8 protein-coding genes are annotated in these 26,452 nt (G+C 35.6%); 2 read left to right on the forward strand and 6 right to left on the reverse strand.

The features are described 5' to 3' along the window. Window positions 1–123: 123 nt before the first annotated feature. A complete protein-coding gene (locus tag ACJ6WR_RS00245) occupies window positions 124–5,577 on the forward strand; it encodes a T9SS type B sorting domain-containing protein (protein WP_409416713.1) in 5,454 nt (1,817 codons plus the stop codon). A 1-nt stretch (window position 5,578) separates the two neighbouring features. Further along, window positions 5,579–6,520: a type IX secretion system membrane protein PorP/SprF gene (locus ACJ6WR_RS00250; RefSeq protein ID WP_086895050.1), complete on the forward strand. Its 942-nt coding sequence runs from the start codon at window positions 5,579–5,581 to the stop codon at window positions 6,518–6,520. 161 nt (window positions 6,521–6,681) lie between these two features. Here ACJ6WR_RS00250 and ACJ6WR_RS00255 read toward each other — a convergent pair whose 3' ends face one another. The 6 genes from ACJ6WR_RS00255 to ACJ6WR_RS00280 form a co-directional block, all read right to left on the reverse strand. After that, the gene (locus ACJ6WR_RS00255) at window positions 6,682–7,704 is read right to left on the reverse strand and encodes an LLM class flavin-dependent oxidoreductase (protein ID WP_039116221.1); all 1,023 of its coding nucleotides are present in this window, start codon (window positions 7,702–7,704) and stop codon (window positions 6,682–6,684) included. A gap of 392 nt (window positions 7,705–8,096) precedes the next feature. Then, a complete protein-coding gene (locus ACJ6WR_RS00260; RefSeq protein WP_409416714.1) occupies window positions 8,097–17,255 on the reverse strand; it encodes a neuraminidase-like domain-containing protein in 9,159 nt (3,052 codons plus the stop codon). Window positions 17,256–17,285: 30 nt separating this feature from the next. Further along, entirely contained in the window at window positions 17,286–17,759 is a 474-nt protein-coding gene (locus tag ACJ6WR_RS00265) for a hypothetical protein (protein WP_039116223.1), read from the reverse strand. 159 nt (window positions 17,760–17,918) lie between these two features. Beyond that, window positions 17,919–18,332 carry a hypothetical protein gene (locus ACJ6WR_RS00270; RefSeq protein ID WP_409416715.1) on the reverse strand — a complete coding sequence of 138 codons (414 nt, stop codon included), beginning with the start codon at window positions 18,330–18,332 and terminating at the stop codon, window positions 17,919–17,921. Between the two features lie 72 nt (window positions 18,333–18,404). Continuing rightward, window positions 18,405–18,674, reverse strand: coding sequence for a hypothetical protein (locus ACJ6WR_RS00275; RefSeq protein WP_409416716.1), 270 nt, complete (start codon window positions 18,672–18,674; stop codon window positions 18,405–18,407). 204 nt (window positions 18,675–18,878) lie between these two features. Then, the gene (locus ACJ6WR_RS00280) at window positions 18,879–26,429 is read right to left on the reverse strand and encodes a SpvB/TcaC N-terminal domain-containing protein (protein ID WP_409416717.1); all 7,551 of its coding nucleotides are present in this window, start codon (window positions 26,427–26,429) and stop codon (window positions 18,879–18,881) included. Window positions 26,430–26,452 lie beyond the last annotated feature (23 nt).

Raw genomic sequence — 26,452 nt, forward strand, 5'->3', positions numbered from 1 at the left:
TTTTTATGTTAATTTAATATCAATACTGAATAACTTATGACTATTTTCTTTTCATGACAAAACTAATTTTGTAGTGCTTCGATAAAACATGTCCATTGTCGATTAACCTACAACTTTTATGCAATGAAAAAATTACACATCCTAGCCTTGTTTGCTTTTTTTTCCTTCACTTTAGTCGCTCAAGTACAACAGTCTGGTACTTTGCCAATGGGATGTAAACCCGCAAATGTTCCTGCTCCGGTCCCGATTAAATCAAACCTACAAAGCAAATTAAAGGCTGTAGCAGCCACAGGAATAACAGGAAATGTAGAAAGTATTCATAGTGCTTTTGTAAACTGGCAAACTGGAGGTTTTACAAGCTTCTCTATCGGAACAGGCTCAGTTCCTAATGGTCCTAATTCGCAAAATATTCGTTGGAGTCAAGGTTTGAATAATACAGATAAGACGACTTACGGCTATAGCTATGAAGAATTACGTTTAACGGCTCTCGCTTTGGGAACTACATTTATGCAAGGGCAAAATTTTTATTTTCACTTATTAAATGGTGGTACAGACACAGTAATTGGTCCGTTAAATTTTACATGGCAAAATTTGGGTACAGCTGGCAATATGGTAAATGTTACTATAGAGACGCAATTTGGAGTCAATGGATTGGGAGGTTTTGCCAATTGGCAAGCTACCAATATGATGGACTTTTACAGCAAAGTAATCCCTATTATAGCGCAAATATATGGTCCCTCTTCTCACTCTTATACAGTAAATGTAGTGAATGATGGTAATGCTTCTGGGAGTAATACATTTTATAATGGCCCTAACTGGATTTCGACTCAATATACTGCTGATGCTTTTGGCAAGATGACTCAACCACGCTTAATGGTTCATGAACTTTTGCATGCCTGGCGTGATAATGTGTGTTTGTCTTCTGATAATCTTTGGCATTACCAAAATACTTTAAGTGGTTTTGAAGAAGGTATGGCAGAATGTGTTGCGCAGATTGTAATGGATAAGTTTGCTGCTGCATATCCTAATTACTTCCCTGCAGGAACTGCCTATCTAAATAAGCATTGGGGACATGAGGACGGTTATGCCTTTGATTGGGATTATGATTTTCAGAACCACTCTCAACTTACCACTACTGATTTTTGGTCAAGTGATCAAGGTATTGGAGCACATTGGGAACGCTATGGTACGAGTTCGGCTGCTTTTTATAAAATGTATGTTGAAGATTCTGATGTTTTCAAAAAATTCAATGCTGAATATTACAGAAGAATGAATGCCGATCATACGCTGTTAACATCACGATCTTTACTCGTGGACATTTTTAGTACGGTACTGCCTAAAGTTGAAGAAAAAGAAACCAATTTGTGGATAGACAAACAACGTGTTTTAGATTGTAAAGTGATCCCAGGGAAAAAAGTGCATATGCTCAGTTTTCAGGGTGCCGATGGAGTGCGCGATATGGGACATGATAATAGAATCCATTTAATTGAAACTCAAAATTTACCTGGAGGAAACGAGTGGTCCTGGGATAAATTAGATAACTCTGGTAATATTACCCAACGTTGGTTTCATCAACTTAATAATTCATCTGGAAAAATTGATATCGTAAATTATACAACTGGAGCGGTTAATAACACTCTAAATTTTAGAAACAATGATGCTGGATATTATGGACCTAATCAAGGTCCTTGTTTGCCACCAAGTTTAACAGGTACACCTTGTTTTCCAACAGGAATAGATGGTCATGGCTTGTACACAACTTCTGCAGATCGTGCAATCACTAATGGGGGAATAAACGATGGAAGTTGGTATAATGGATTGGGTCTTAATGCCGACAGGATTATTTATAAGATACAAACGACTGGTTTATATATTTATAATATTGAATTTCAATCTGGTGGGGCTGTTAAAGGTAAATACTACCGATTGCATGGCAATGGGTTTATAGGTAAAGATGGCTTATATGCTGGGGTGCGCAATAATGATGATACTCCTGTTTTAGGTAAAATGTACGTAGAACAAAAAAATACTGTGAGCCCAATAGCTGGAGAAGAAACGGCTATTACTATAAATAACGGAACTCTCATCGCTCCAAGAATTTGGACTTCTATTGCCGAAACCCAATCACAATTTAAAGCAGGAAGAGTTGATACCCGCTACTCTAAACCTGGAAAAGTGCATGCTATTTATGTAAACAGTGATTGTTCTAAACCTCAAAAAATAGGCTTCAGGAATATTACATACGGAAGTACTGTTTCGGGCGTGCAAATGTTTTTGTTTAATGTAGATGATTTTGAAGATATACTTTATACTGAGTCTATGCCTACCCTATTGTGCGAAGGATACCAAGCAGATTTTAGTGTCGAAAATAATTTTCCAAAGTATCTCGATACTGATTCCAGGGTTACTTATAAATGGAAGAATCCATTGGGGACAGTCGTTTCCACATCTAATAAATATACTATCTCCGCTGTAACACCTCAAGATGCTGGTATTTATACCTTAGAAATTACTTCTTTTGATTGCCTGATTACAAGAACCAAAGAACTAGTGGTTACTCCTAGCGTGGTTCTTGAACCAAGCGTTGTTACGCCAATTTCTCTTTGTGCCAATAGCACTATCGATTTAAAAGTAAACGGAACTTTACCTACAGGTACTACTTATTCATGGACTGGACCCAACGGCTATTCTAATACAACCCAAAATCCGAGTATTACCAATGCGCAAACAATTAATGCAGGTATTTATGAAGTAACCTGTACAGTTAAGGATTGTGATGGTAGTACAGACATTATAAAAAAAGAACAGATACAGGTTGGTATAAATTCAATATTAAAGCCTAAAATTTCATGCGGAGTACCATCACAAAATGCGGTATCTTTTCTATGGGAAGCAGTTGCGGGAGCTACTGATTATACAATCTCTTATCAAGTAAACACTAATCTAATCCAAAATATTGGAGCCATTGGTAATGTCTTAACCTATAGTGTAACCGGATTGCAACCATCCGATAATGTCGAGATTTTTGTAACTCCAGTAGGTAGTCTTGGTACTTGTTTTGACGTTGAAAAATATAGTTGCCAGACTAGTACAGCACCAACTTGTAGCATTCCGGTAGCACAAGTAGTTACTACTGCGGTAATTACTTGCTTGAGTCCTTCGGTTACGCTAAATGGCACAGGCTCGACAACCGGTGCTGGTATCGATTATCAATGGACAACAACTGATGGCTCAATTGTCAGCGGAGCAACAACATTAAACCCAATTGTGGATGCTGCAGGTACTTATAAGTTAATTGTAACCAATACAGCTGGTGGAGGTTGTAGTTCTCTTCCGGTAACTGTTAATGTTACAGGAGCATATTCGTTACCAACAGTTCCAACATTAACGGGTCCAAATTCCATTTGCTTAGGATCGGATGCTAATTTTACAATAACTGGGAAAACTGGTGATAATGTGAGTTATACAGGAGTCGTTTCAGGAACAGCTGTAATAGGAACAACAGGTTCTGTAGTGGTAACAATTCCTTCAGCAAGTTCTAATACGACTTTAAATTTAACAAATACTACAGATGGTATCTGTAGTCAGGTTCTAACAGGAATAACTAAGACTATCAATATTCAAACAACTCCAAATGCAGGAACAAACGGAACGTTGACTTTATGCTCAGGAACTACTCCTACCAATGCACAATTGTTTGCTCAATTGGGCGGAACGCCAGATACAGGTGGTGTTTGGACTAATGTTGGTAATATTTATACTTATACTGTAAATGCTGTTTCTCCTTGCAATATAGCTGCTACAGCTACAGTAACCTTAAATACGCAAGCTGTTCCCAATGCGGGAACAAACGGAACGTTGACTTTATGCTCAGGAACTGCCCCTACTAATACACAATTATTTGCTCAGTTGGGCGGAACGCCAGATACAGGTGGTATTTGGACTAATGTTGGTAATGTTTATACTTATACTGTAAATGCAGTTTCTCCTTGCAGTCTAGCTGCTACAGCTACTGTAACCTTAAATACGCAAGCTGTTCCCAATGCAGGAACAAACGGAACGTTGACTTTATGCTCAGGAACTACTCCTACCAATGCTCAATTGTTTGCTCAGTTGGGCGGAACGCCAGATGCAGGTGGTATTTGGACTAATGTTGGTGATATTTATACTTATACTGTAAATGCAGTTTCTCCTTGCAGTCTATCTGCTACAGCTACTGTAACCATAAATAGACAAACAACTCCAAATGCAGGAACAAACGGAACGTTAACTTTATGTTCAGGAACTACTCCTACCAATGCTCAATTGTTTACTCAGTTGGGCGGAACGCCAGATACAGGTGGTATTTGGACTAATGTTGGTAATATTTATACTTATACTGTAAATGCTGTTTCTCCTTGCAATATACCTGCTACAGCTACTGTAACCTTAAATACGCAAGCTGTTCCCAATGCGGGAACAAACGGAACTTTGACTTTATGTTCTGGAACTACTCCTACCAATGCACAATTGTTTGCTCAGTTGGGCGGAACGCCAGATACTGGTGGTGTTTGGACTAATGTTGGTGATATTTATACTTATACTGTAAATGCTGTTTCTCCTTGCAATATAGCTGCTACAGCTACTGTAACTATAAATAGGCAAACAATTCCAAATGCAGGAACAAACGGAACGTTGACTTTATGCTCAGGAACTACTCCTACCAATGCTCAATTGTTTGCTCAGTTGGGCGGAACACCAGATACAGGTGGTGTTTGGACTAATGTTGGTAATATTTATACTTATACTGTAAATGCTGTTTCTCCTTGCAATCTATCTGCTACAGCTACAGTAACTATAAATAGACAAACTGCTCCCATTGCAGAAGCAGGTAGTCCAGTTATAATTACTTGTGCTTCATCAACAATTATGCTTAATGGAGCTGGTTCTGATATTTCGGGTGTTACTTATTTATGGACTGGGGGAACTATCGATAGTGGTGCGAATACTTTAACCCCCGTTGTTAGTTCCAGTGGAGTCTATACTTTAACAGTCACAAATAGTATTTTGGGATGTGCTTCTAGTGATACTGTTTTAGTTACACAAAATATTGAGAATCCAGATTTTTCTTTTTCCGAAACAGGAGTTAATCAATATACAATTGTTGCATCAGGTGGTACTGCTCCTTATCAATATAGCATTAATAGCGCTAATAGTTATACCTCCAATCCAATTTTTAAGATTGATCACTCTGGAAATTATACCATTTATGTTAAAGATAACAAAGGTTGTTTCTCTACTGAAACAGCATATTTAGCTTATGAAGGAATAGAGTTTCCTAAATTTTTCTCACCAGATGGAAATGGAAGTAATGATTATTGGTATCCTACAAGAATAGAAGATTATCCAAATTTAGAAGTTTCAATATTTGATAGATATCAGAGATTAATCATGAATTTTAAAGGGAATACAACAATGGGATGGGATGGTACATATCAAGGAAAACCTTTGCCAACTGGGGATTATTGGTACGTTATTAAAACTAATAATGATAAGGATAGAAGAGAATTTATTGGCGGAATGACTTTATTTAGATAAAATGAAAAAAACAAACAAAATAGTATTATTACTTTTCATAATAGCTAGTCTTCCCACTTATGGGCAAGAATTACAACTAGCACCAACTAGCCAATATTTAGCAGACAATCCGTATGTTATTGCTGGAGCCTACGCAGGTATTGGTGAATTTTATAAAATACGTCTTACTGGCGAAACACAATGGTTAGGAGTAGAAGATGCACCACAAACACAATCATTATCCTTTGATGCCAGAATTGCAGATCGCTCAGGCATTGGTGCCATTTTTTTTAATGATAAAAATAGAAATACTTCTCAAAAGGGAGGACAGTTAACTTATGCTCATCATATTACTTTATCAGAGTTTAATAATCAGTATTTGTCATTTGGGCTCTCTTATAAGTTTACAAATTTTAATATTGATATATCCGACATTAACACATCTGATCCGAGTGTCCAGTCTTATAATGTGAATAACTCAAATTTTGATTTAAGCTTTTTATATCGTTTAGAAAATTTTTTCGTCAGTTTCAATGCGGTTAATATTTTAAATAAATCAGTAAAACCTACAATCTTAAAAGAACCAATGAATATTAGAAACTATTATTTATATACAGGATTTCTTTTAAAAAATAAATTTACTTCTATAGAATATGAACCATCTATCCTATATCAAATATACGAAAGTGATGGTCGGTCAAGTCTTGATCTTAACCTTAAGATTCGGAAAATGACTGGTGAAAACTATATTTGGGGAGGCATAAACTTACGATTGTTAGCAGATCAATCATTTAAGCCCAATTCAATCGCACCCTTAGTAGGATTCAGACAAAATAAGTTTTATGCCGCTTACTCCTTTAATATTAGTTTAAATCAACTTCAAAATCATAACTCAGGCACACATATGTTAACTATTGGATTTGATTTTAAGAATAGATCAAGTAACTGTAGTTGTGTAAATTAAGATTCTATTGCTTATATAACATTCTGTTTTTCAGATTCAAAGCTTTTAAAGTCTAAGTGATTTTATATCCTCCTTTTTATAAATCGATGGTATTAAGAGTTTTTGAAACAAAAAAACCTCCAAAATTATTTAATCTTGGAGGTTCACTTTTTTATAAAAAACTAACGCCAGCCCAATTCTGGAGCAATATATTTTAATATAGCCGACAGTATATGTACATTGTAGTCAACACCCAATGTGTTGGGTATGGTCAACAGCACCGTATCAGCTTCCTGAATAGCTTCATCCTGTGCCAATTCTGCAATGAGTTTCTCCGGCTCAGCAGCATAACTCTTTCCGAAAATTGCTCGTTTATCTCTCTCAATATTACCAAAACTATCTGATCCTTTACCCTGATCTCCAAAGTAGTATTTGTCCTGATCATTAACCAGTGCAAAAATAGAACGGCTTACCGAAACTCGTGCTTCGTACTTATGTCCTGCTTTTTTCCAGGCTTCTTTATATAACCTGATCTGTTCGGCCTGTTGAACATGGAAAGGTTTACCATTTTCGTCATACTTCAGGGTAGAACTTTGCAGATGCATCCCGTTTTCGGCCGCCCAAATGGCAGTAGCATTAGAGGCTGCTCCCCACCAGATTCGTTCTCGTAAACCTTCAGAATGTGGTTCAAGGCGCAATAAACCTGGTGGATTTGGGAACATCGGATACGGGTTTGGCTCAGCAAATCCCACACCGTTTAACTTATCCAAAAACTCCAAAGCTTTCTTGCGTCCCATATCAGCATCAGTTTCACCTTCCATGGGCTCATAACCAAAAGAACGCCAACCATCAATGACTTGCTCCGGCGACCCTCTACTGATTCCTAATTGCAAACGTCCTCCCGAAATTAAGTCTGCAGCGCCAGCATCTTCCACCATATACAACGGATTTTCATACCGCATATCGATTACTCCTGTCCCAATCTCTATTTTACTCGTTTTAGCACCAATGGCCGAAAGTAAAGGAAAAGGCGATGCCAGCTGTGTAGCAAAATGATGCACTCGAAAATAAGCGCCGTCCAGACCAATTTCCTCAGCAGCCACGGCCAAATCAATAGATTGAAGCAGTGTATCAGCAGCAGTACGAGTTTGATAGGAAGGATGATTGGCCCAATGCCCAAACGATAAAAATCCTATTTTCTTCATAGATAGCATTATTATAATTTATAATTCCAAATATACGCATCATTATCGAGTGAGTCTACAGTCTTTTTATAGAAAGTGTTTATTGGAGTTCCTCCCCTTATTTACTATAAAAAATTAAATCTTTTGTAGTGGCGCCATTTTATGATGGTTAAATTATAAAGTTCTGTCGGATTGCTATTTTGGAAAACAAACGTTTACTATAAACTCTGGCAGTACTGATATTTGAGCCACTTTTATCAATATTTATTATATCTGGTTTACAATTATTCTCAATTACCTTTATTTAAAATACCTAAGCACCCATCCTCTGTCTTTGCTTAGTCAACAAAAAAAGTCAATTATATTGTGGCATGGTCAACTACCTCTCCATCTAAATATAGAATCATTTAACTTTAAAAACCATATTTCACTATCATTATCAATTCCTCCAATTTTAATTTATCGACTTCTTCAACAGATAGGCTAAATGGAATATTAAGTTTAATATCCGAGTTGATGCCACGACACATATTCAATTCATTTACTTTAGAAAGATCTATTGTTTCGGTTTCATCAATATTAAGTACAAAACTAACTGGATTATCTTTGACTTTTGCCAAGAACATAACTTGTTCAATATGTACTGAATTAATAGACTGAGCCAAATAAGGCAATCGTACTTTGTCAATATTCAACTCAACTGTTCCTGATTTTTTTAATAAATGCCATTCATTAGCCATATCATGCTTCATGTTTAATGCCAAATGGAGACCAGTTTCGTTCAATTGTTGTTTAATATTTTCCAATTGTTTAAATACGGTCTTTGTAGCGTTTAGTTTTAATCGTTCTCCACCTTCGTTGGATGTATATCTAATATGTACAATAACATCGGTAACTGTTCCATAGTCAAATTGACGAATCTCTGGTAATTCAAGACGCCATTTACTAACAACACCAGCACCTTCAAATGGCATGTAACGTTCGTCTTTAAAATTCAATTCAAACATACCGCTATCATTTTGACCTGTACTGGTTGCAATAGCATTAATTGGTATTCGGTATGTACTGAAACGATCATCTGTATCATCTGTATTCTCCTCATATGTCTTACCTCCGATCGCATTATTTCTGAATTTATTTTCCAACAGACTGAATTTGGCATTGACACCTGTATAAGGTCCAGCAATACATGGTAATGATACTGATACCGATTTAATACGACGTTTGTATTGCCCCGGATAATCCATATCAAATAATACTTCGGGTATTTCAAACTCACACTTGCCTGTTTCCCTAAGCTGAATAAGTGCCAATGGGCTTAATAAACATAAAGAAACATGTTTTGTGATTTCATAATCATAACCTCGTTCGTTCTGATAAGCGGCTTCCATTTGTTTTAATCCAACATAAAGTTGTTCTCCAGCGAGTAAGCCCTCTCGTCCAGCATCCCAATAGCCTGATTGTATGAAATTGGAATTGCTTATTCCTCGCTCAAAGCGATATACTTTTTCTGCTTTTTTAGACAGTTCATGTGCCAAACTATATACCTGATGGTACAATGTTTTAAGACTGCCGCGCATCCAGGTATACAATTCTTCATTAGTATATTTATTTTTTAAAAAATCTTCTATTTCCAGTGCATTATCGATCATTTTTTGTTGATTGGTAATTTCCTGATTGGCAATGGCAATACGAATTTTTTGAGCTGTTATTTGCTTATCTATTTGTTTTAGTTCATAACCTGCAGCATTAGCTTGCATAACTCGTTCTTGTAAAGCACGTTTAAAATTTCCTTTTTTACCAGCTGATGAAGATTGGTAAGAAAGATGATCTGCATAAATTCGTAAACCTCTAGCAACTGCTGATGTAGCATTTGCTAAGTTAGGAAATCCCCAAGATACAGCAACCCCTACTCCTAAGGGTGTTCCGTGACCATTTATCGTTGGTAATGCATGAAAAACCGAAGCCAATGTCTCTACTACTCCAATACCAGTTTGCCAATCGGCAGCAGCACTGGCCTTATCCATATCTTCTTTCTCAAAAGGTATAAGTTTCAATCCGCTTTCATCCACAGGTGCTTCTATACTATTGACAATTTCAGCAAATTCAGCATCCAATCCCGGTACTTTGCCTAAGTCCTCCCCTATTAATTTTAGGTAATACTTCATACGATGTTCTGGACTTTTACGATTCTGTTCCAGACCATCCATATTTTTCTGAGCCTCTTCCAGTTGCAATTTTTTAATTTCCATTACCAGATTGTGCATAGCATTTTCATGTCTGGAACGGATAAGTGCAATGGCTTCATTGTCTTTTTTCTCGATTACGGAAAGCAAGGCATTCCCCATAGATTTTAATTCTACACACAATTCCAATGCTTTTTGGAGTAAATAGTAAAAACGATAGTTAGGCATTGGAGTATTTAAATCATTTATTACCGAGGCAATACTTAATCCTTGCGCCGCAGCTTTTACCAATAATGCAGGATCAATTGGTGGTTCAAACAATGGTAATTTTCGGAATACTCCTTCGATATTTTCACAATGACGTATTTTATATAATCTATCGGCAATCGTATCCCAATAGCCCATAAGTTTAGGATTGTCCGGGATACAGAAATAGAGCGAAGAAGCTAAACCGTATATATTTGCAAAGGCCAATTCCCCATTTACTGCCCCAAAAGGTAAGGCAGTTTGATTGCTGAATGGAGCTGCTAACTCTAATTCTACCATGGCATTCCCAAAAGCATCCCATTTGTCTAATAAACCAATATAGGTTTGCGGTTTTGTAATACCGCGCTTAGGAATAATCATAGGGCGAGGTCCCATAATATGCATGGCTAAAATATACAATTGTGTAGCCTGATTAATACTTTCAATAGTGTCTTGTCGGAATAGATAATCGCCCCACGCCACCAGATTATCTATATATTTCATTACGACCCATTTCATGTATGCCACCGGACGGTTACGGGCTACCAAGTGTGGCATAAAAGGTTTGTTACGCCATTCGTTAATGGTTTGATCAGCCTTATTAGGTTTCAGATTATTGAAAATGCTTTCTAAAACTCTTTGACTATTTGTTTCTTTGAATGGCGCAAATTGCCAAAAGCGTTTATCATCAGAACCTTCGGCAATAGGATTAAACACAAAATGATACCATTTCATGGCTTCTTCAAATTGTTGTGATTTACTTAATGCATCTGCCAACATCATTGGTGTATGCAGAAACAGTTCCCAATTGTATAAAGAATAAGGGCGTTTGAGCTCATTGTATATTTCGGGTGTACTTGCATCTCCATCATGGTCATATTTACCAAAAGCATCATCTTTATCAACTATTTTTAGATTACAATTAAAAAATTCTTCCAGTTTCCCTGAATTAATTTTACCCATTAGTTTATGTGTAAAAGAATGATGGAATTTTACCGTATTTGAACTTCCATAATCCCAAACTAAATTTTCTTTTGATGATTCTTCATTAAAATAAAAATCAAGATGACGTGCAAAAGTTGGACTGTTAAGCTGCCATGAATACATTTTCCCGTCTGACTGATTAAAATGATCAATTGGAATTGGTACAGTTCCTATCGCTGATCCTACTTTTATGGTATTCCCTTCAAATTTAAATGCACCAAAATAACCACCATCAGCATCTTTAAGATCATCTACATTAATTAGTATTTTATCATCACTTATAATAGGAATGAATTTAAAAAATGGAATATCATGAGTACTATCTTTAGGACTTGTAGCCAAAACATCTTTGCTCAATTGTTTCTGTGTCCATTTACCATTTCGGTACTCACTCCATGCCATTTTTATTTCAAAATATTCTACAGGCAAATTACTGTTAACTGTTGTATCTCCAAGAGTTTTCATTGAATCATTACCAGTCTTAGCTGGCTTTACTTTTTTTGCAATCTGAGGAAAGAAAATCAGCAAGCGTTCATTCCATACCACAGCTGTTAAAAAACAACCATTATCTGTAACTTTCCCAGTTGCATCTTCTACATCATAACCTGGTATATCTACCTGCATTTTTTCCCAAGGATACCAATTCATTTCATCTAGGGCCAAATAACGATAATAATAAAAATAGGGAGCATTGCGGGTGCGGGAAAACACATGTAATTTTGCTCCTTCATTCCATTTTTCGGATGTTTTTTCGCCGTCAATATACAATCCTACTACTTCCATATTAGCCACTTCATCAACTTTATAGAGATAGGATTTTAACGCATCAATAACATTTTGCTTGTTGATGTCTTTTTGCAGTAATTCGCCCTCTAATTCTTTAAAAAATGGGCTCTTATCATCTCGTAGATTGCTTTCAATCCAATTTTCGGGATATAAGAAAACTTTACGATTAGCTTCCCAAACGCGGTAACGCTGCATCCAGTCCCAACGTTCTCTATCTAATATATCTGGCGCAATTCCGCTGTATTCTTCTTCCAATCCCAAGAAACAACGTTGTATAAATAATTGTACTGATGATAAAGCCTGTTTGATACGTGAGGTTTCCATACAGGCATCCATTTGAACATCTATCAGAAAATATTCAAATAGGCTATCTGCATCTGTTACCCCCCAATCTATTAATGTTTGTTGTTGCAACAAAAATCCAATTAAGGCTTCTTTCTGGTTATTACGCAGTTTATCGCTCAATGGTTTTACAGCCTGTTCCCAATCGGTTTGATTGTATTTGGCACGAATTGCATTTTTTATACTATCGGCTATTACCCTGCATTTATTGAATTTAGAAGTTGGGATTGCCCATTCAAAAAGCAAATCGATATCTACACTTATCTTATCGGCAACAGCCAGAGCAGACTGCAGTTTTAATAGATTTTTTTCGTTGTTGTAATCTTGTAGTTGTGTTATATTGAAATGATTTGGGGCAATCAATTTATCAATTCGTTGTTTTTTCCATGTTGTGAGTTCCACAATTTTACCGCTCAATAATGTGCCATCAGATAATGGATTGTAAGTCCAGTTCCAAAAATCAAGTATATTGAATTCAGATTCTGGCAAAGAGTTTCGCAATCTGGTATATACCTCCAGTCGCAACCAATGGATTAATGTCAATTTGTTAAAATCCAGATTATCAAAATGAACTTTGTTTTTTTCCAGAAACTGAATTTCATCTGCACTCAAATCAAAACCAGTAACCAGCATGGCCACTTTTTTTAATGCAATTAATGCGGGCTCGCATTGCTGTGAGGCAAAGTCGGGAATTAATGCCGATGATGGAACAGCTGTAATAGCAGAGGCAGTTGTTTTCCAATGGATCTTTTTTAATTCGACACCAGTAGTTGATAATTTATATAATTTGCCAGATTGGAGCACAATATCAGTACTCCACCATTCATTTGTAGGGTCTTCCTGAACTGTAAAAGTCAATGTTGTTCCATCAATACTAAGTATAGGTTGAACATTGCTCTCTTTAATAACAAAAGTATATGTAGCAGTTGTTGAAGGAATTAGATATCCATTCCAATTGCTTTCAACAGGCTTGCTACTTTCTTTTATTTTTTCAAAAATACTGAATAACGAAACTGGTATATTACCAATTTTTAGTATATCAGAAATCAATAAGTCAGTAATATTAGATTGTAAACCTACTATGCCAGACAAAGTGTTTACAATAAAACGATGACTCAGTTCCTGACGCAGGTAAGGCATGAAAATTTCTAAAAATGCTATTCTTTTTTGTGGAGCTGTATTAATATCAGGATCTCCTTCAAGTATTTTATCAATAGGTAAACTTATGTCACCTGCTTTAATTATTATTTCTAATGCTTCTTTTTGAGCGTCTGTTTTTGTTTTTTCAGTCTCAAAAATTTTAGACAATAATTCTTTAAATTGTTTGTTTTGTTGTTTTTCAACCCTGTTTAACGCAGATATCCACTCTGGGTCGTTACTGATTGCTTTATAATCAATGCTTTCAGCTTCGGTTAAGATCCCTGTTATTTGGATACTACCATTTATTTTATCATATTTTAATTTATTTTGAAGCGTTTTATCTTCTCCTAGAATGAACGCTATGTTTTTAGGAGCATTGGTTATAAATACATTTGTACCATTCAATATACCGATGACTTTTTCTACAATATCCGTTTCAAAAAGCAAACTTGCTTTAGCTCTTACAAATTCTGACGTTGCTTTTTCTTTGAGATTAATTTGTTCTAATGCTGCATTACCTATTTTATCATCAGGCTTCAAGTCCTGTTGAGTTTCGTCGATTGTGTTTAATCCATCGTATATGGATTTTGCCAAAATTAAAATTGATTTCTGTGTAGGTTTAAACGGTTTTTTAATATCATCAAAATCGCTAATGATATAATTGAGTTCTTGTGGTGTAAAACCTGCATCATCTATTTTGGATAGATTCTCTATAAATTCAAGTGTACTGTATGCATCATTAAATATAGTACCTAATAAAGGAACGATATCCATAAATGCAGGAATCTTGTAGCCCAGAACTTTTGAGAGCAATCGGTAGCGATATAGTGTTGAGAGGTTACTGATAGTCATTTCATCTGTCATTGCTGTTGCCTGCATGACAGTTTGCAAATCATCGGCTGTATAATTTAGAGCCGCCATTAATACCGGAAAATGTTCGGTAATTGTAGTATTTACAGTAAGATAATTTCCATTTGCATTGGCCTTAAATACCTTATCGATTCCTAGTACATTGTGTGTTAAGAAAAGTTTTTTGTAGAGCGAATTTTCTCCTGCTGTGCTGATATCTGTCCAAAAAGAAAGTAATTTTATTACTTCAATTCCTGTTTTATCCAATAGTTTTTTTACGGCTACCAATTGATGTAGTAAGGTTGTTGAAATAGCATAATCATGATGACATTCTTCGCTACAATCATCGCAATCACATTCATCACAATCTGAAGTATTGCACTCATCACCACAATCATCACAAATAGAATCATCCTCGCTTACATCGTCTTCATTATCTACTGTTTTCTGGATGCTTAATCCAATAATTGCTTTATCAATTTCATCAATTGTCCAATCTAATTTTCTCCACAAGCGTATAAAACGATGTATACGATCATATTCGTCAACAGTCAGCGGTGTTCCGTCTAAATGCTGCAATAGCGCCGTATTTAAATCGCAACTGTCTTTTTGTTCCAGGAAAATGAGATATACTTCTCCGTCTATTATTAAGAATACGCCTTTTTCGCCCTTGTCACCTACAAATTTTATTTGCTCCCAACTTTTAGGATCCGTTTCTCCATTATCAATCAAAAAAGTGACTTTTCCTGTTTTTTTATCGATTTGCCCAAGTGGAAGTTTTTCTTTTGCTGTATCATAAAGTATTTTACAATTTTCAACCCTTATGCTGAAGTCATTATCAAATAAACTATTATTATTCGCAAACAGTATTTCCCCGTTCACGCATCCTCTACCGCTTTCTATGACTATCATTTTGCCTATTTTCTCAAAATGGCATTTCACCCAACAAATAATATCTTTATCGCTTATTTCGACTTTATCTTTGCATGTATCAGGGCAACTTAGTACTTTTTTGTTGGTTAATACTTCAATCTGATCTATAATCATTGGCAATAAATCAGCAAATTTTTCCAATTTTACCAAATCTTCCGCCATTTTATCCATGCCGTATTTTTTGGCATAGTTTTGTAAAAATCGATAGCTAAAATGCAGGCTTTCCGTTATGTTTTTTGATTTTCCTTTGGGTAAAAACGGGTTGATAAATTGTGTTTTAAGTAAATCAACAAGGTTGAAATAATCAATTCCTGTGCGTCGTAAAAATTCTTTTTTGATTAATGTGAGTCCGTTATCGCTCAACATTGTTGCATCATTATCATAGCCATAATATTCACCTACTGATTTTACACCAATCAGTTCTTGATATTCTGAATCTGTGAATGTTTTATTTTTGAGCTTATTCATCAGGGCTTTACTTTCAAAGCATTCCTTTGTGAGTATGATATATTCTTCTTTAGTAATATTTAAAAATTCAGAATCAGATGCCCTGTCTAAAACCTCATCTTTTAATTGAGTTAATTCGACATTGTTACTACTATTGTTTTTTCGGAATGTATCTATTACTTCATAACGACTTGTTCCTAAATAATCCAGATATATTCTTGTGGCATCAATGGGCTGATGGTATGGTAGTGTAAATGGATATACTTCATTTTTCAGGATGCAATACGCCTGATATTCTGTATGCTGAGGTTCTGCAAGTAACTCACTACTGGTTTCATCGGCTACATTAAAAGGTTTTAAATGTTTGAATGCCACATAACTTTCCATGACTTCATTGGCCAAATCTACATAAGGTAAAATGGTGTTGGTATTTTTGCAAGTCAATTCCAGACAGCCTAAATCTGGACGACGATTGAATAATTTTTCTAATGGAGTTCCGGAAATATTTTTAGGGTTGGATTTTATGGCAACATCTTCCGTGGCATCAGGATCAAGATTGTTGTTGCGCAAATACTGTAATAACTCTACATAATATGCCGCGGCACTGTAGACGGAAGTACATTCGCCACATTCGCAAATATCTGCATCGCCAAAAAGCATATCCCATGTTAAATTATTTTTTTCTATAATCTCTTTTGTAGCTTCTTCCGGAGAATATATAATGGTATTACTCTCTGTCTTCATTGCTCCCAGCCCCTTTTTTATTTCAGCCCCATTACCCAAGCGCACGCTTCTGTCAATCATGTCAATACCAGTATTCTGACTGGCTTCTTTTAAGGCTATTAAAGCGTGTTCATTACGTACACGTAAATGCTGCGCATTGGTATGAATTTGCAACAATACGTTTTCATCCAATCCTTTACCACTCATTGCGGTTTTGAATTGCGCAGGTGGCACGTTTGAAATTTGAAATGCAGTATGAATTTTGGCATCGTACAAAACCGGAATAGCATCGGCTATGGGACTAATAGCAACAATTCTTTGTAACGTTTTTAATTCTGTTTGAACAGGTTGTTGTAATTCGACCGGGATTTTTTTGAATTCCTTATTATTTTTGAATACTTCATATATCGAAGTGGTTCTGATATTAAAATCTGGATTTTTTTCTAATAATGTAGCAACTTTTGTTCCTACAGCAGTATTTAACACTGTTACTTGTGGGTCTTTTATCATGTTTACGACAACCGCAGTGGGTTCAAACTCAAAAAGCTTATGATGCAAATCAATGGCAAATGCTTTTTTATCCTCGTTTGATGTTGCCGGTGAACTACTTTTTACTTTTTGGATAAAAGCCTCTTTATTAAAATTTAAAGCAATATCACGCATCGAAAGTAACTTATCATCTTTCTGAAAAAGCTCAACAACCGCTTTATTATCATTACTCCATTTAGACAAGTAGTGTGTAAACTCAAGATTCTTAACCAGTATTGGTGTAAAACTTTTGTCTTTGGATAGTTCACTTTTTACCTCATCCCAATTGCCATGATGTATTTTATAAATAGCATCGAATGCTTTGAGTTGGTTTCCGGCTTTTAAATCGAATTTAAAAAAATTGAGTTTATTTTTATTTGGATCTTGGTTGTCAGATTGTGTTGCCATGATATTGTTATTATATGTTTTCTGAATCGGTTATTGCTTTCTCTCCATTTCCTGCAGCACTTTAAGCAAAGCTGGTTTTGCATAAGCCCAATTGTGGCATTTAAAACTGCGAAGGTTTTCAATAGCGGTTTTACATTTAAAACAATGTAGATTTGCTATAGCTCTTGGAACTTCAATATTTACAAATTTGGTTTCGCCAAGAATAACTTGTGCAATCATTTCTTTAGCATGAATGCTATCTACTGCGGAGGAAACAATATCTAGCCAATTGATTTCGCGTCTGCATTTTGGACATTTTTTATTATCTCCACTTACCCAAAGCGGGGCACCAATTGTTTTGTCCGGCATACCTAATAATTTTTCTATTATGCGAACATCTTCGTCTTTTGTTATCCATTTTTGCTTTCCTGGTAATGAAGAGGGAGAATCATATACTGCCTGAAATATTTTGTCATTTACGGGTAGTGTATTTTGATGTGTTTTTTTATCGTTTGTAGGTTTCATAATTTTCAACTTTTTAAAATTATTCTCTAATTTTTCCTAAATTATTGGACTTAGCAGAAATACTTTGATGTGGCATGGAGTGTAAATCCGTGCTATCGAAAAAACCAAAACTTTAGAATTTTGACAGTTTTATAAAATCAGTTATTTGAAGCGATTATGTCAATCAACCCCAATAATTTTCATTTCTATATCCCGAATCACCTCATTACACTGAGCACAAGCATAACCTTTACGTTGACTAAACCATCTGCATTTTGAACGAATTGGACAATCCTGTAACTGTATAGACTCTTCATTCCCTATGATATCAATCAATTGATCAACCAGACCACATTCTTTTGAAGTACCATTCCATTGATTACAGCCAGATTTGGAGCAATTGCCAGCAAATCTGAATCTTTTTTCGGGGTCTCTTCCTTTGTAAGCTTCTTCAATAAAATCCTGATTGATTTCAATGGGACTTTTTAGATAATTAATGAAGCCGTTTTCATTTACAATACCATAAAGTTTTGCACCTGGTTTAACGGCATAACTAGGACAATAACTATTGTCGTTATCTTTATTGTTTTCCATTTCTTTATTTTTTAAATGACAATTATAAGTTGCTAAAATTCATAATTATGAATTTTAGCAACCTTGATAACATTATTTTGGGATCTCAGATGGGAAGTTTGGGAAACCTCCAATCCAGAAACCTGCTAGTTGTCCTCTTTTCCATAAATCTTCCCAACCGGGCTTTCCTGTAAATCTCCTACTGATCTTTATGTCGCCTTCAAAATCTATTCCCGCAATTTCCTTTAAAACAAGGCTTTTTATACCTTCTTCAATTCTTTTCTTCTGATCTTTAGATAAATCAAGCCCTTCTAAGGATACTAAGAAGATCGATTCTTCGTCATTTTTTTTCTTTGCTGTCATAATTTAAAATTTTTAAATGGTTAATAAATGTTGTGCTAAAAAGTTTAAGGTCATTACATTCTTTATTTTTTTTTGATTGATACACAAAATGAACTATAAAGAATGGATTGTCTTTTTGTTTAATTCAAAAAATAATTATGATTCTATTAATAGCTTTGCATTTAGTTTAAATAATTTAGAATATTAAATTCAATATCTTTAAGTTTATCTTCCCACTAATGTTATGCTTGATGGATCAAAACATATCCCTAAACTTTCTTCGAATGCACTTAATGCTGAACTCAATGTACTATTTGGAGGCATAAAATGTCCACTACTATTAGAAATATCAAGTCCAATTGATCCGTTTGCAATATTAGCTTCACCAGCACTTATAATAGCTTGATTTTCAGCAAGAACAGCATGAGAAATTTCAACTCCTTCAACTGTATGAGGAGCAACAATTAACTGCCCTTCTTCAGTTAGAACCCATTTAATATTTCCAACGTCTGATGCTAAAGTAGCTGATTCTATGGTTTCAGCTGTGGCAATTTCTGGTCTAACGCCAACACTTTCAGCAGCAGCTAATTCTTCAGGTAATCTTTCAGGTAATTGATTCTGTAATCGACTACTTCTACTGCCAGAAGAACTTCCTCTACTGGTTGAGGAACTACTTCTATTACCAGATTCATTTGAACCTCCATTTCCACTCATCGACATGAGTATAGGCCCTGCAGTTGCTGTAATTGCTCCAGGAGCAGCAGACACTACTGCTGGAATTGCTGGTGCTGCTCCAGTTACAAGTGCCCCTTCTGCTAAGACCATGCCCGGAATAGCAAAAGATTCGGCAGTTTCAGTCATTAGAGTAGAAGTTGGACCAGCTGCAGCGCCAACAACAATCCCTCCTAAGGCCATGCCCATTTGTCTATCTGCCTGTGCAGGAGTTATTTCATTATTAAATAAATCTCTTTGTCTAGCAGATTGAACAACAGTTGCAGTAGTTACTGCAACACCAGCAACAACTAAACCTGTTGCGACAGAAGCAGGTATAGTAATAGGGGCAGTCGCAATTACAGCAGCAACTACAAGACCAGTTCCAATGCCTATTGCAATACCTTCTAAGAAATCCCATCCATCTGTTCCTGCTTTATCATTTTTTATAATAAGGTTGCCATTACAATAGGCATACAAATTCACGCCATCCCCAATCCCAATAGGATCACTACTCATCCACCTGCCTAACCAGGGCAAATAATACCGGGCACTGTGATACTCCAACCCAGTTTCCTCATCACGCTCCATGCCTGTATAACGATAGCGTTTAGCTGCCGCTTTAATAGATGCATTTATAGCTTGATATGCGGTTGTTCCATAGGGATGATACTCTTCGTAAGAGATAATATCACCAGTTTCGTTAAGTTCTAAGGCAGAAGATCCTAAATGATTATATAACTGGTAACGTGTAGTAAATTCAATCGATGTTCTGCCAAAGGGAATGCCCAAAATATATTTAGGTTTAGTTTCCATATCTACCATTACAAAACGATGCCCTTTATCTATTAAACTCAAACTAATTCTTTCTAATCCGGCATCGGCACCACTATGCTTTTTATACAATTCATAACCCGATACATAAATGCGTTCGTTTTTTAATGTTGGTGTTTCTCCTTCGTTGGCAGTGTTCTCTGTTATTTTTCTAATACGTTGTCCTTGTCCGTCGTATTGATAATACGTCGTTTCCGGTGTACCGCCATCGGTACGTTTTTGTTTAATTGTCTTGATTAATTCTTCTTTGTAGTTCCATCCCATTTCCTGCAAATGAGGTAATGTGGTTATGAAACCGTGCTGTACATGATGTGGGTAAGTAAACATTTCACTACCTACCTGTGTCATTTTTAAACGATTATTACTGGTTTCGTAGGTATACTCGCGTGTCCAATTATTACCCGCTGCAACATGTTTCATCTGCATCATATTCCCTACTTTATCGTAACGATAGTTTTGAGTATAATTTCGAACTGCCATTGGGTCACCAGGATTTAATTGGTGCATAAAAGGAGTATCATTCCAATTGTCTTGCCCATTGAGTGTTAGTGCAGCATTATTTTCTCTCCCGCTTGCTGTTATTAATCGATATAATGCATCATAGGTATATTCTGAAATACCCGTCACTTTTTGGTTATTAAAAAATACAACAGGTATATTTCTGTCTTCTATATGGGTAATATTCCCAACTGGATCGTAAGTATAAAACCAATCTTGCAAAGGGGTATTATTCTGTTTACTTTCCAAACGTTTTAAATGAAACGTTTCTTTATCGTAATAAAACTTAGTGGTTACATTATTTCCGTAAACAATTTTATTACGTTGGCCTTTTTCATTGTAATCAATATTCTTGATGTAGGTATTTGATAATACATTATCGGGATGTAATACGCTTTCTCCATCTAATAAACCAGATTCGTTGTAAGAAGGTGTAATAACACTACCGTCAGGCGCAATTTGTTTTGTAATACGTGACAAGGCATCAATTTCTGTAATAAAAGTAAAAGATTGATTTTCTAAATCATCGACCAAATTATCATCGATCCAATTCACAACTTCTTTATATTTTTTAAAAAGTGTTCTTTTGGTACTTGTTGGTTTACCTTGAAAATTATAGCTTGGCGTTTCTATTACACCACCGGTATCATAATGTTTCCAAACCTGTCCCTTTAAATTTTTGAGTTGCGCATTAGGTTGTGTTTCTCCATAAATTATTTTATCAAATAGGTGATTTAAACTTACATCGCCATCACCTCCTATAATTTTATTGTATAAGGGTCTTTGTAGTGTATCATAAAAATAGTGTAGTTCATGATTGCGTTCGTCCCAAGTACGTAACGGTTTACCTAAAATATTTATTAATAACCAGCGCTGTCCTGCATCCATACTTTGTTGATATACTTTGCTACCCAGCATATCATGTTTATAGCGCATTACTATATTACCACGCGCATCGGTTACGTAATGCAGGTTTCCTTCGGTATCTAATTTTACACGTGTATATTGCAATTCGTCGACACCTGTTACTCCATTTTTATTATTTTCAATTGACAGAATTGGTCTTCCTAATGTGTCAAAACATTGAACACTGGGAGTATCGGCATGTTTTTCGGCCTTTAATGCTGCTTGTTGTTCTTTGAGATCATTGATAAATTCTGGATGGGTAGAATCTGTCCTTTTTTTATACCATTCACTTTCCAATACACAATCGTTAGGATCATACATACTTACTTTCCAACTATCAAAAATAACTTTTGACAATGTACCGTTTGGCATTTCTGTTTTTATCAATCGTCCAGCTGCATCGTAATACATGATGGGTGTTACTCCAGTTTCGACCAATTCTTTTAAATTTTCAAATTGATGTGTTACCGAAAAATAGGGTTCATATTGTTTTACAGCTTTGCCTTTGTTGTTTTTGATGGTTCTGCCATTACCGATCCAACGAAGTTGTTTAGGTAGACTTGCTGATGTATTTGTTTCCGAAATAGTAATCGTATTATCCGGAAGCACAATAACCTTTTTGGCAAGTCCAGGTTCTGCCTGTACTTTCTTCATTATTACTTCACCTAAACCATTGGAGTATTCAAAGCCAATTTGAACTGGTGAATTGTTATCTTGCTTATAATGTTGCTCTCTACTTATTGACGCTAATACAGCAGGTTTACCGGAATTGATATAAGTATCAAAATCATAAACAAATCTTGACGTTGCTTTATTCAATAAGTCTTTCCCAATATTGGTTAAATCAACAGAATCGGGAGCCTGAAAGAAGTTATTAATCAGTATTAATTCGGCTGCATCTGTTATTTCGGTTAAATCGGTCAATTCATCCGCTTCATTTCCCTTACCCATTATTGCAACAGCTTTTATCAAACCTAATTCATCTGTTATTACTTCTGATAAGTTGGTATTTATATCACTCATCCGCTGAGGCGATAGTGTTCGGAAATTAAATAAATTCACTTTAACCATGTTCCCTATTGCGTCTTCGGTTTCTTCTATAAACAGAAAATAATTCCCATAGTATTTTACTTTTGTTAGGGCTCCATAAGGATCTGTGTAAGATATTGGGACATAAAATCTTTTGCTTGCATCTATCACAGCTTCTACATCTGCTAGAAATTGTATCGTACCAGAACGTACCCACCAATTGGCATCTTCTAAACCACTTTCATTTAATGCGTGAGTAAACTTGCCTTCTAACATTAAATTTTGTAGTGCCCAATCGTCTGTTTTTTCATGGTAAATATGTTGCAATAAATCGGGAGTATATGCCAACTGATAACTCTCAAACGGCATGGCTAAGGATTCTAATTTATACAAAGCCAAAGCACTTTTCAGATCATTGCTTCTGTAAATCGTTTTGGTATGTTCTATCAATCGTTTTTGTGATAAACCAGGGATTGTTGGTTTATCTATTTCATGATATAAAGCTATTGCTGATTTTACTTCGGTGAGTATTTCATTAAAATCATTGGGTATATAAAATGCATTTGCTTTTGGCACATTTTTTAGTTCATATGTTTTTGCCTCTGAAGGCAATCGCAATCGAAGTGTATCAGCATTAATGACATCATTTGTAAATTGATTTTGTGTATAGATAATAACAGTTTTATTTTGCTCTTGCTGTGTTTCGACAGGAAGAGTTACATCTGTTAACAATCGCGGGTAGACAACCGCAGCGGACTCTAATACATTGCCGTATTTATCTAATTTAATGTTTAAGTTATGAGCAATTCGCGGATCTTCAGGGTTTCGTTCGTAGTTATAAGTTATAGCTTCATTTTCTTTAACTATAAAAATGGCATGTTTGTTTTTTCCTTTGGGCTGTAGTAATTCAATAACATAATTATGTGAAGCTACAGAAAAAGGAATAAGCTCTTTTCTTTTTGCTTCAGCTGTGTTTTCAAAATTAATAGCGTCTTTTGCAAAAATTTCAGAGCGTAAACTCATGCCTTTACAGGCTCGGAGTGCCTCACACCATTCTTGAGCAGAAAGGTGATTAAGTATAGTTGGCTGAACCTCAGGAGCGGTTATCAATCGGGCATCTGTCAGAGGTATTTCATGATGAATAACATCAAATCCATTGCGAGACATTTCTTCATACCAGTACTCTTTCGAAAATTGAGTCAGAATTTTATCCTTTTCTAAAAAAGCCCCGGTATGATTCCAGGTTTTGGAAACGACTGGCTCCTGATGCAATGATTTTTCTACAATGTTAGTGGCATTACTCTTTTTCCAATGTTCAAAACTCTCGGTGTCAATTTGTTCAACCATACCAAAACCCCTAAACTCCATTTCTGAATGATCATAATAGCCATGATGGTATTTGTATTCACTTACAAATTTGTAGCCTGATATTTTATCTTCGGTGGTGGTTTTGGAAACACAATGTACGGGGAAATGTAATTTAGTTATCCAAGGTTTTCCTGCTAACTTATCTTCGATGTAAAATTTAGTCGAGGGTGTATATTCTAATGATACTTCTTTCCCAAAATTGTTTTTATAGAAAACCATGATGTGTGGTTTCTTACTGTTCATTAGGTCAATATACTTTAATGGAGAGGGAGTGTTTTTTGATAATATGCTGGACCATACAATACACGCAACGCCATTGCCTAATAAATCAGTTACAGTAATTTTAGCATGGGAATCGATTTCTGGAAAGGAGTCTATCTCAAACGGAGTTGTACTAAAACGGTTGCCACTTAGGTTTTTCCAGCAAGTAAATTTGTTTTTACCCAAATAGATGATGTCTGTTGTTCCAGAACCATCAATATCTGCGAGTTTTATAAAGGAAAGGTTAAAATCGTTCTCACTATCAAAAATTGGTGGATTATCCAACGCTACTTTTGCACCAAATTTTCCGTAACCCATATTGGGCCAATAACAGATCTCATCATTTCGAATCCTTAAAATGTCTGTCATACCATCACCTGACATATCAGCTAAATAAATCGTTTGCTTTGCATCGGCAAAAACAATATGCGGTCCAGCTTCTTCATCAAATGATTTAGGTGCTCTTTGTGCAGCTGAAAAACCATTTCTACCTTCAGAAGCATACCATGTAAAAACCTGATCTTCTGAAATAACTACTTCGGGTTTTCCATCACCATTCAGATCCAGCATTCGAGTATTGGGATCGTTAAAATCAATATTTGGAATCGCCTTAAACGAGCGGAATCCCTGCCATGCATTATCGTCATCCAATTCAAAATAACCTTTAGGTTCGGTATTGAAACTGACTAGTTGTTTACCACCGTCTGCATCTAAATCTACTAGTTGCATCCTACTACCCAATCCTGAAAAAGCAGGTTTAGGGGAGACTAATTTTGCATGTTCAAATTTTCCATCTCCCAGATTGTGTTTATAATACCATCCATTGGCTTGTTCTGTTAGAATACCCGACAATCCTTCATTAAATAAATCGGTAAATTGATATTGCTGTTCATCCAAGCCTGATGGTGCATGAGCTAAATTTCCTGCATCTATGGATTTAACAATATCATTCCATTCATGCCTTTGATAGTCGAACTCTATAGGAGGGATCTTTTTAGAAGAATAGGAACCATCCCCTTTTTTAATATAGCCGATTGAAGTTATGGATTTCAGAAATGTAAAATCCTGCTCCGTTGCAAGGTCATATCCTATATTGAGGGATTTTACTAAACCTTCGTATTCATTGGAATTGGTAAAATGATGAAATAGTAATATCCTGTTGCATAACCTTGTCGTTCTAATTTCGAATCCTGATTTGTAATCTGAAAAAGCATCTAATCTGAAGGTCCAATCTTTTATTTTATTGAAAGGTGCGACATCATTATACTCTCCATAATCGAAAACTGTTGAAAACAAATAATCAGATTCACTTGGGAATGCATCACCAAATTTTTTGTAGGGTGTTTTATTACCATATAAAACTTTTTCTAAATAAAGATTGGTGTACGTAATTTTACCGTCTTTAAATCGGTTTTTGTTATGCAATAAAGAATCATCAAAACCAATCTCATTTTCTTTCTTATAAATATATTGAGTGCAGTTTCCTTTATCATCAAATACAAATTCAGGAAACCATTCAAAAATTTTTGTCAGGTCTTTTGGATTTGTAATAATAGAATTATTAGTCCATCCAAAAAGAGTCGTAACGTTATCTCTTGAAATTACCCGCCATTTAATTCTTCCAGTCTCCTTTTCTGTCCAGCGTTCAATGCGGGCAAAAAGACCTTCAATTCTGGGTTTATAATTTCTTATAATAAATAGTCCGTCAGATGAGATTCTTTCGTGTATAATATAGTCTTCATTAACATCTAACTGAAAACTTCCATCCGGATCTTTTGTAAATTCAGGAACTAAATCCTCCGCACCCGAAAATAGAAAAGTATCCGAATCAATTAAATCAAGATATTGAGGCAGTCCTTTGTCTGTTTTACGTTTAATTGACCCTAAACTTAGCCCCCAACCTAATCCAAAAATACCATTACCGGTACCTGAATTATAAGAAAGACTTAATGAAGGTGATGTACCCCTTGCAGATGAAAACGGAAGTTGAATTGAAAATGAAGATGTGCCATTTACAGCGTTAACAGTAAACTTTTCATCAATTCCCTTTAAAGCGCCACCTCCTTTTGGTAAAGAAATTGACGGCACCTCTATTGCATTGGATTTAGTTTTTCCTCCATCAGTTTGGAGAAATTCATTGTTAGAGTTGTTTTTAGTCTGTTCTTTCATTTCTTATTATTTAATGCGTTGAG

This window comes from Flavobacterium sp. PS2 (assembly GCF_046250155.1).
GTDB lineage: Bacteria > Bacteroidota > Bacteroidia > Flavobacteriales > Flavobacteriaceae > Flavobacterium.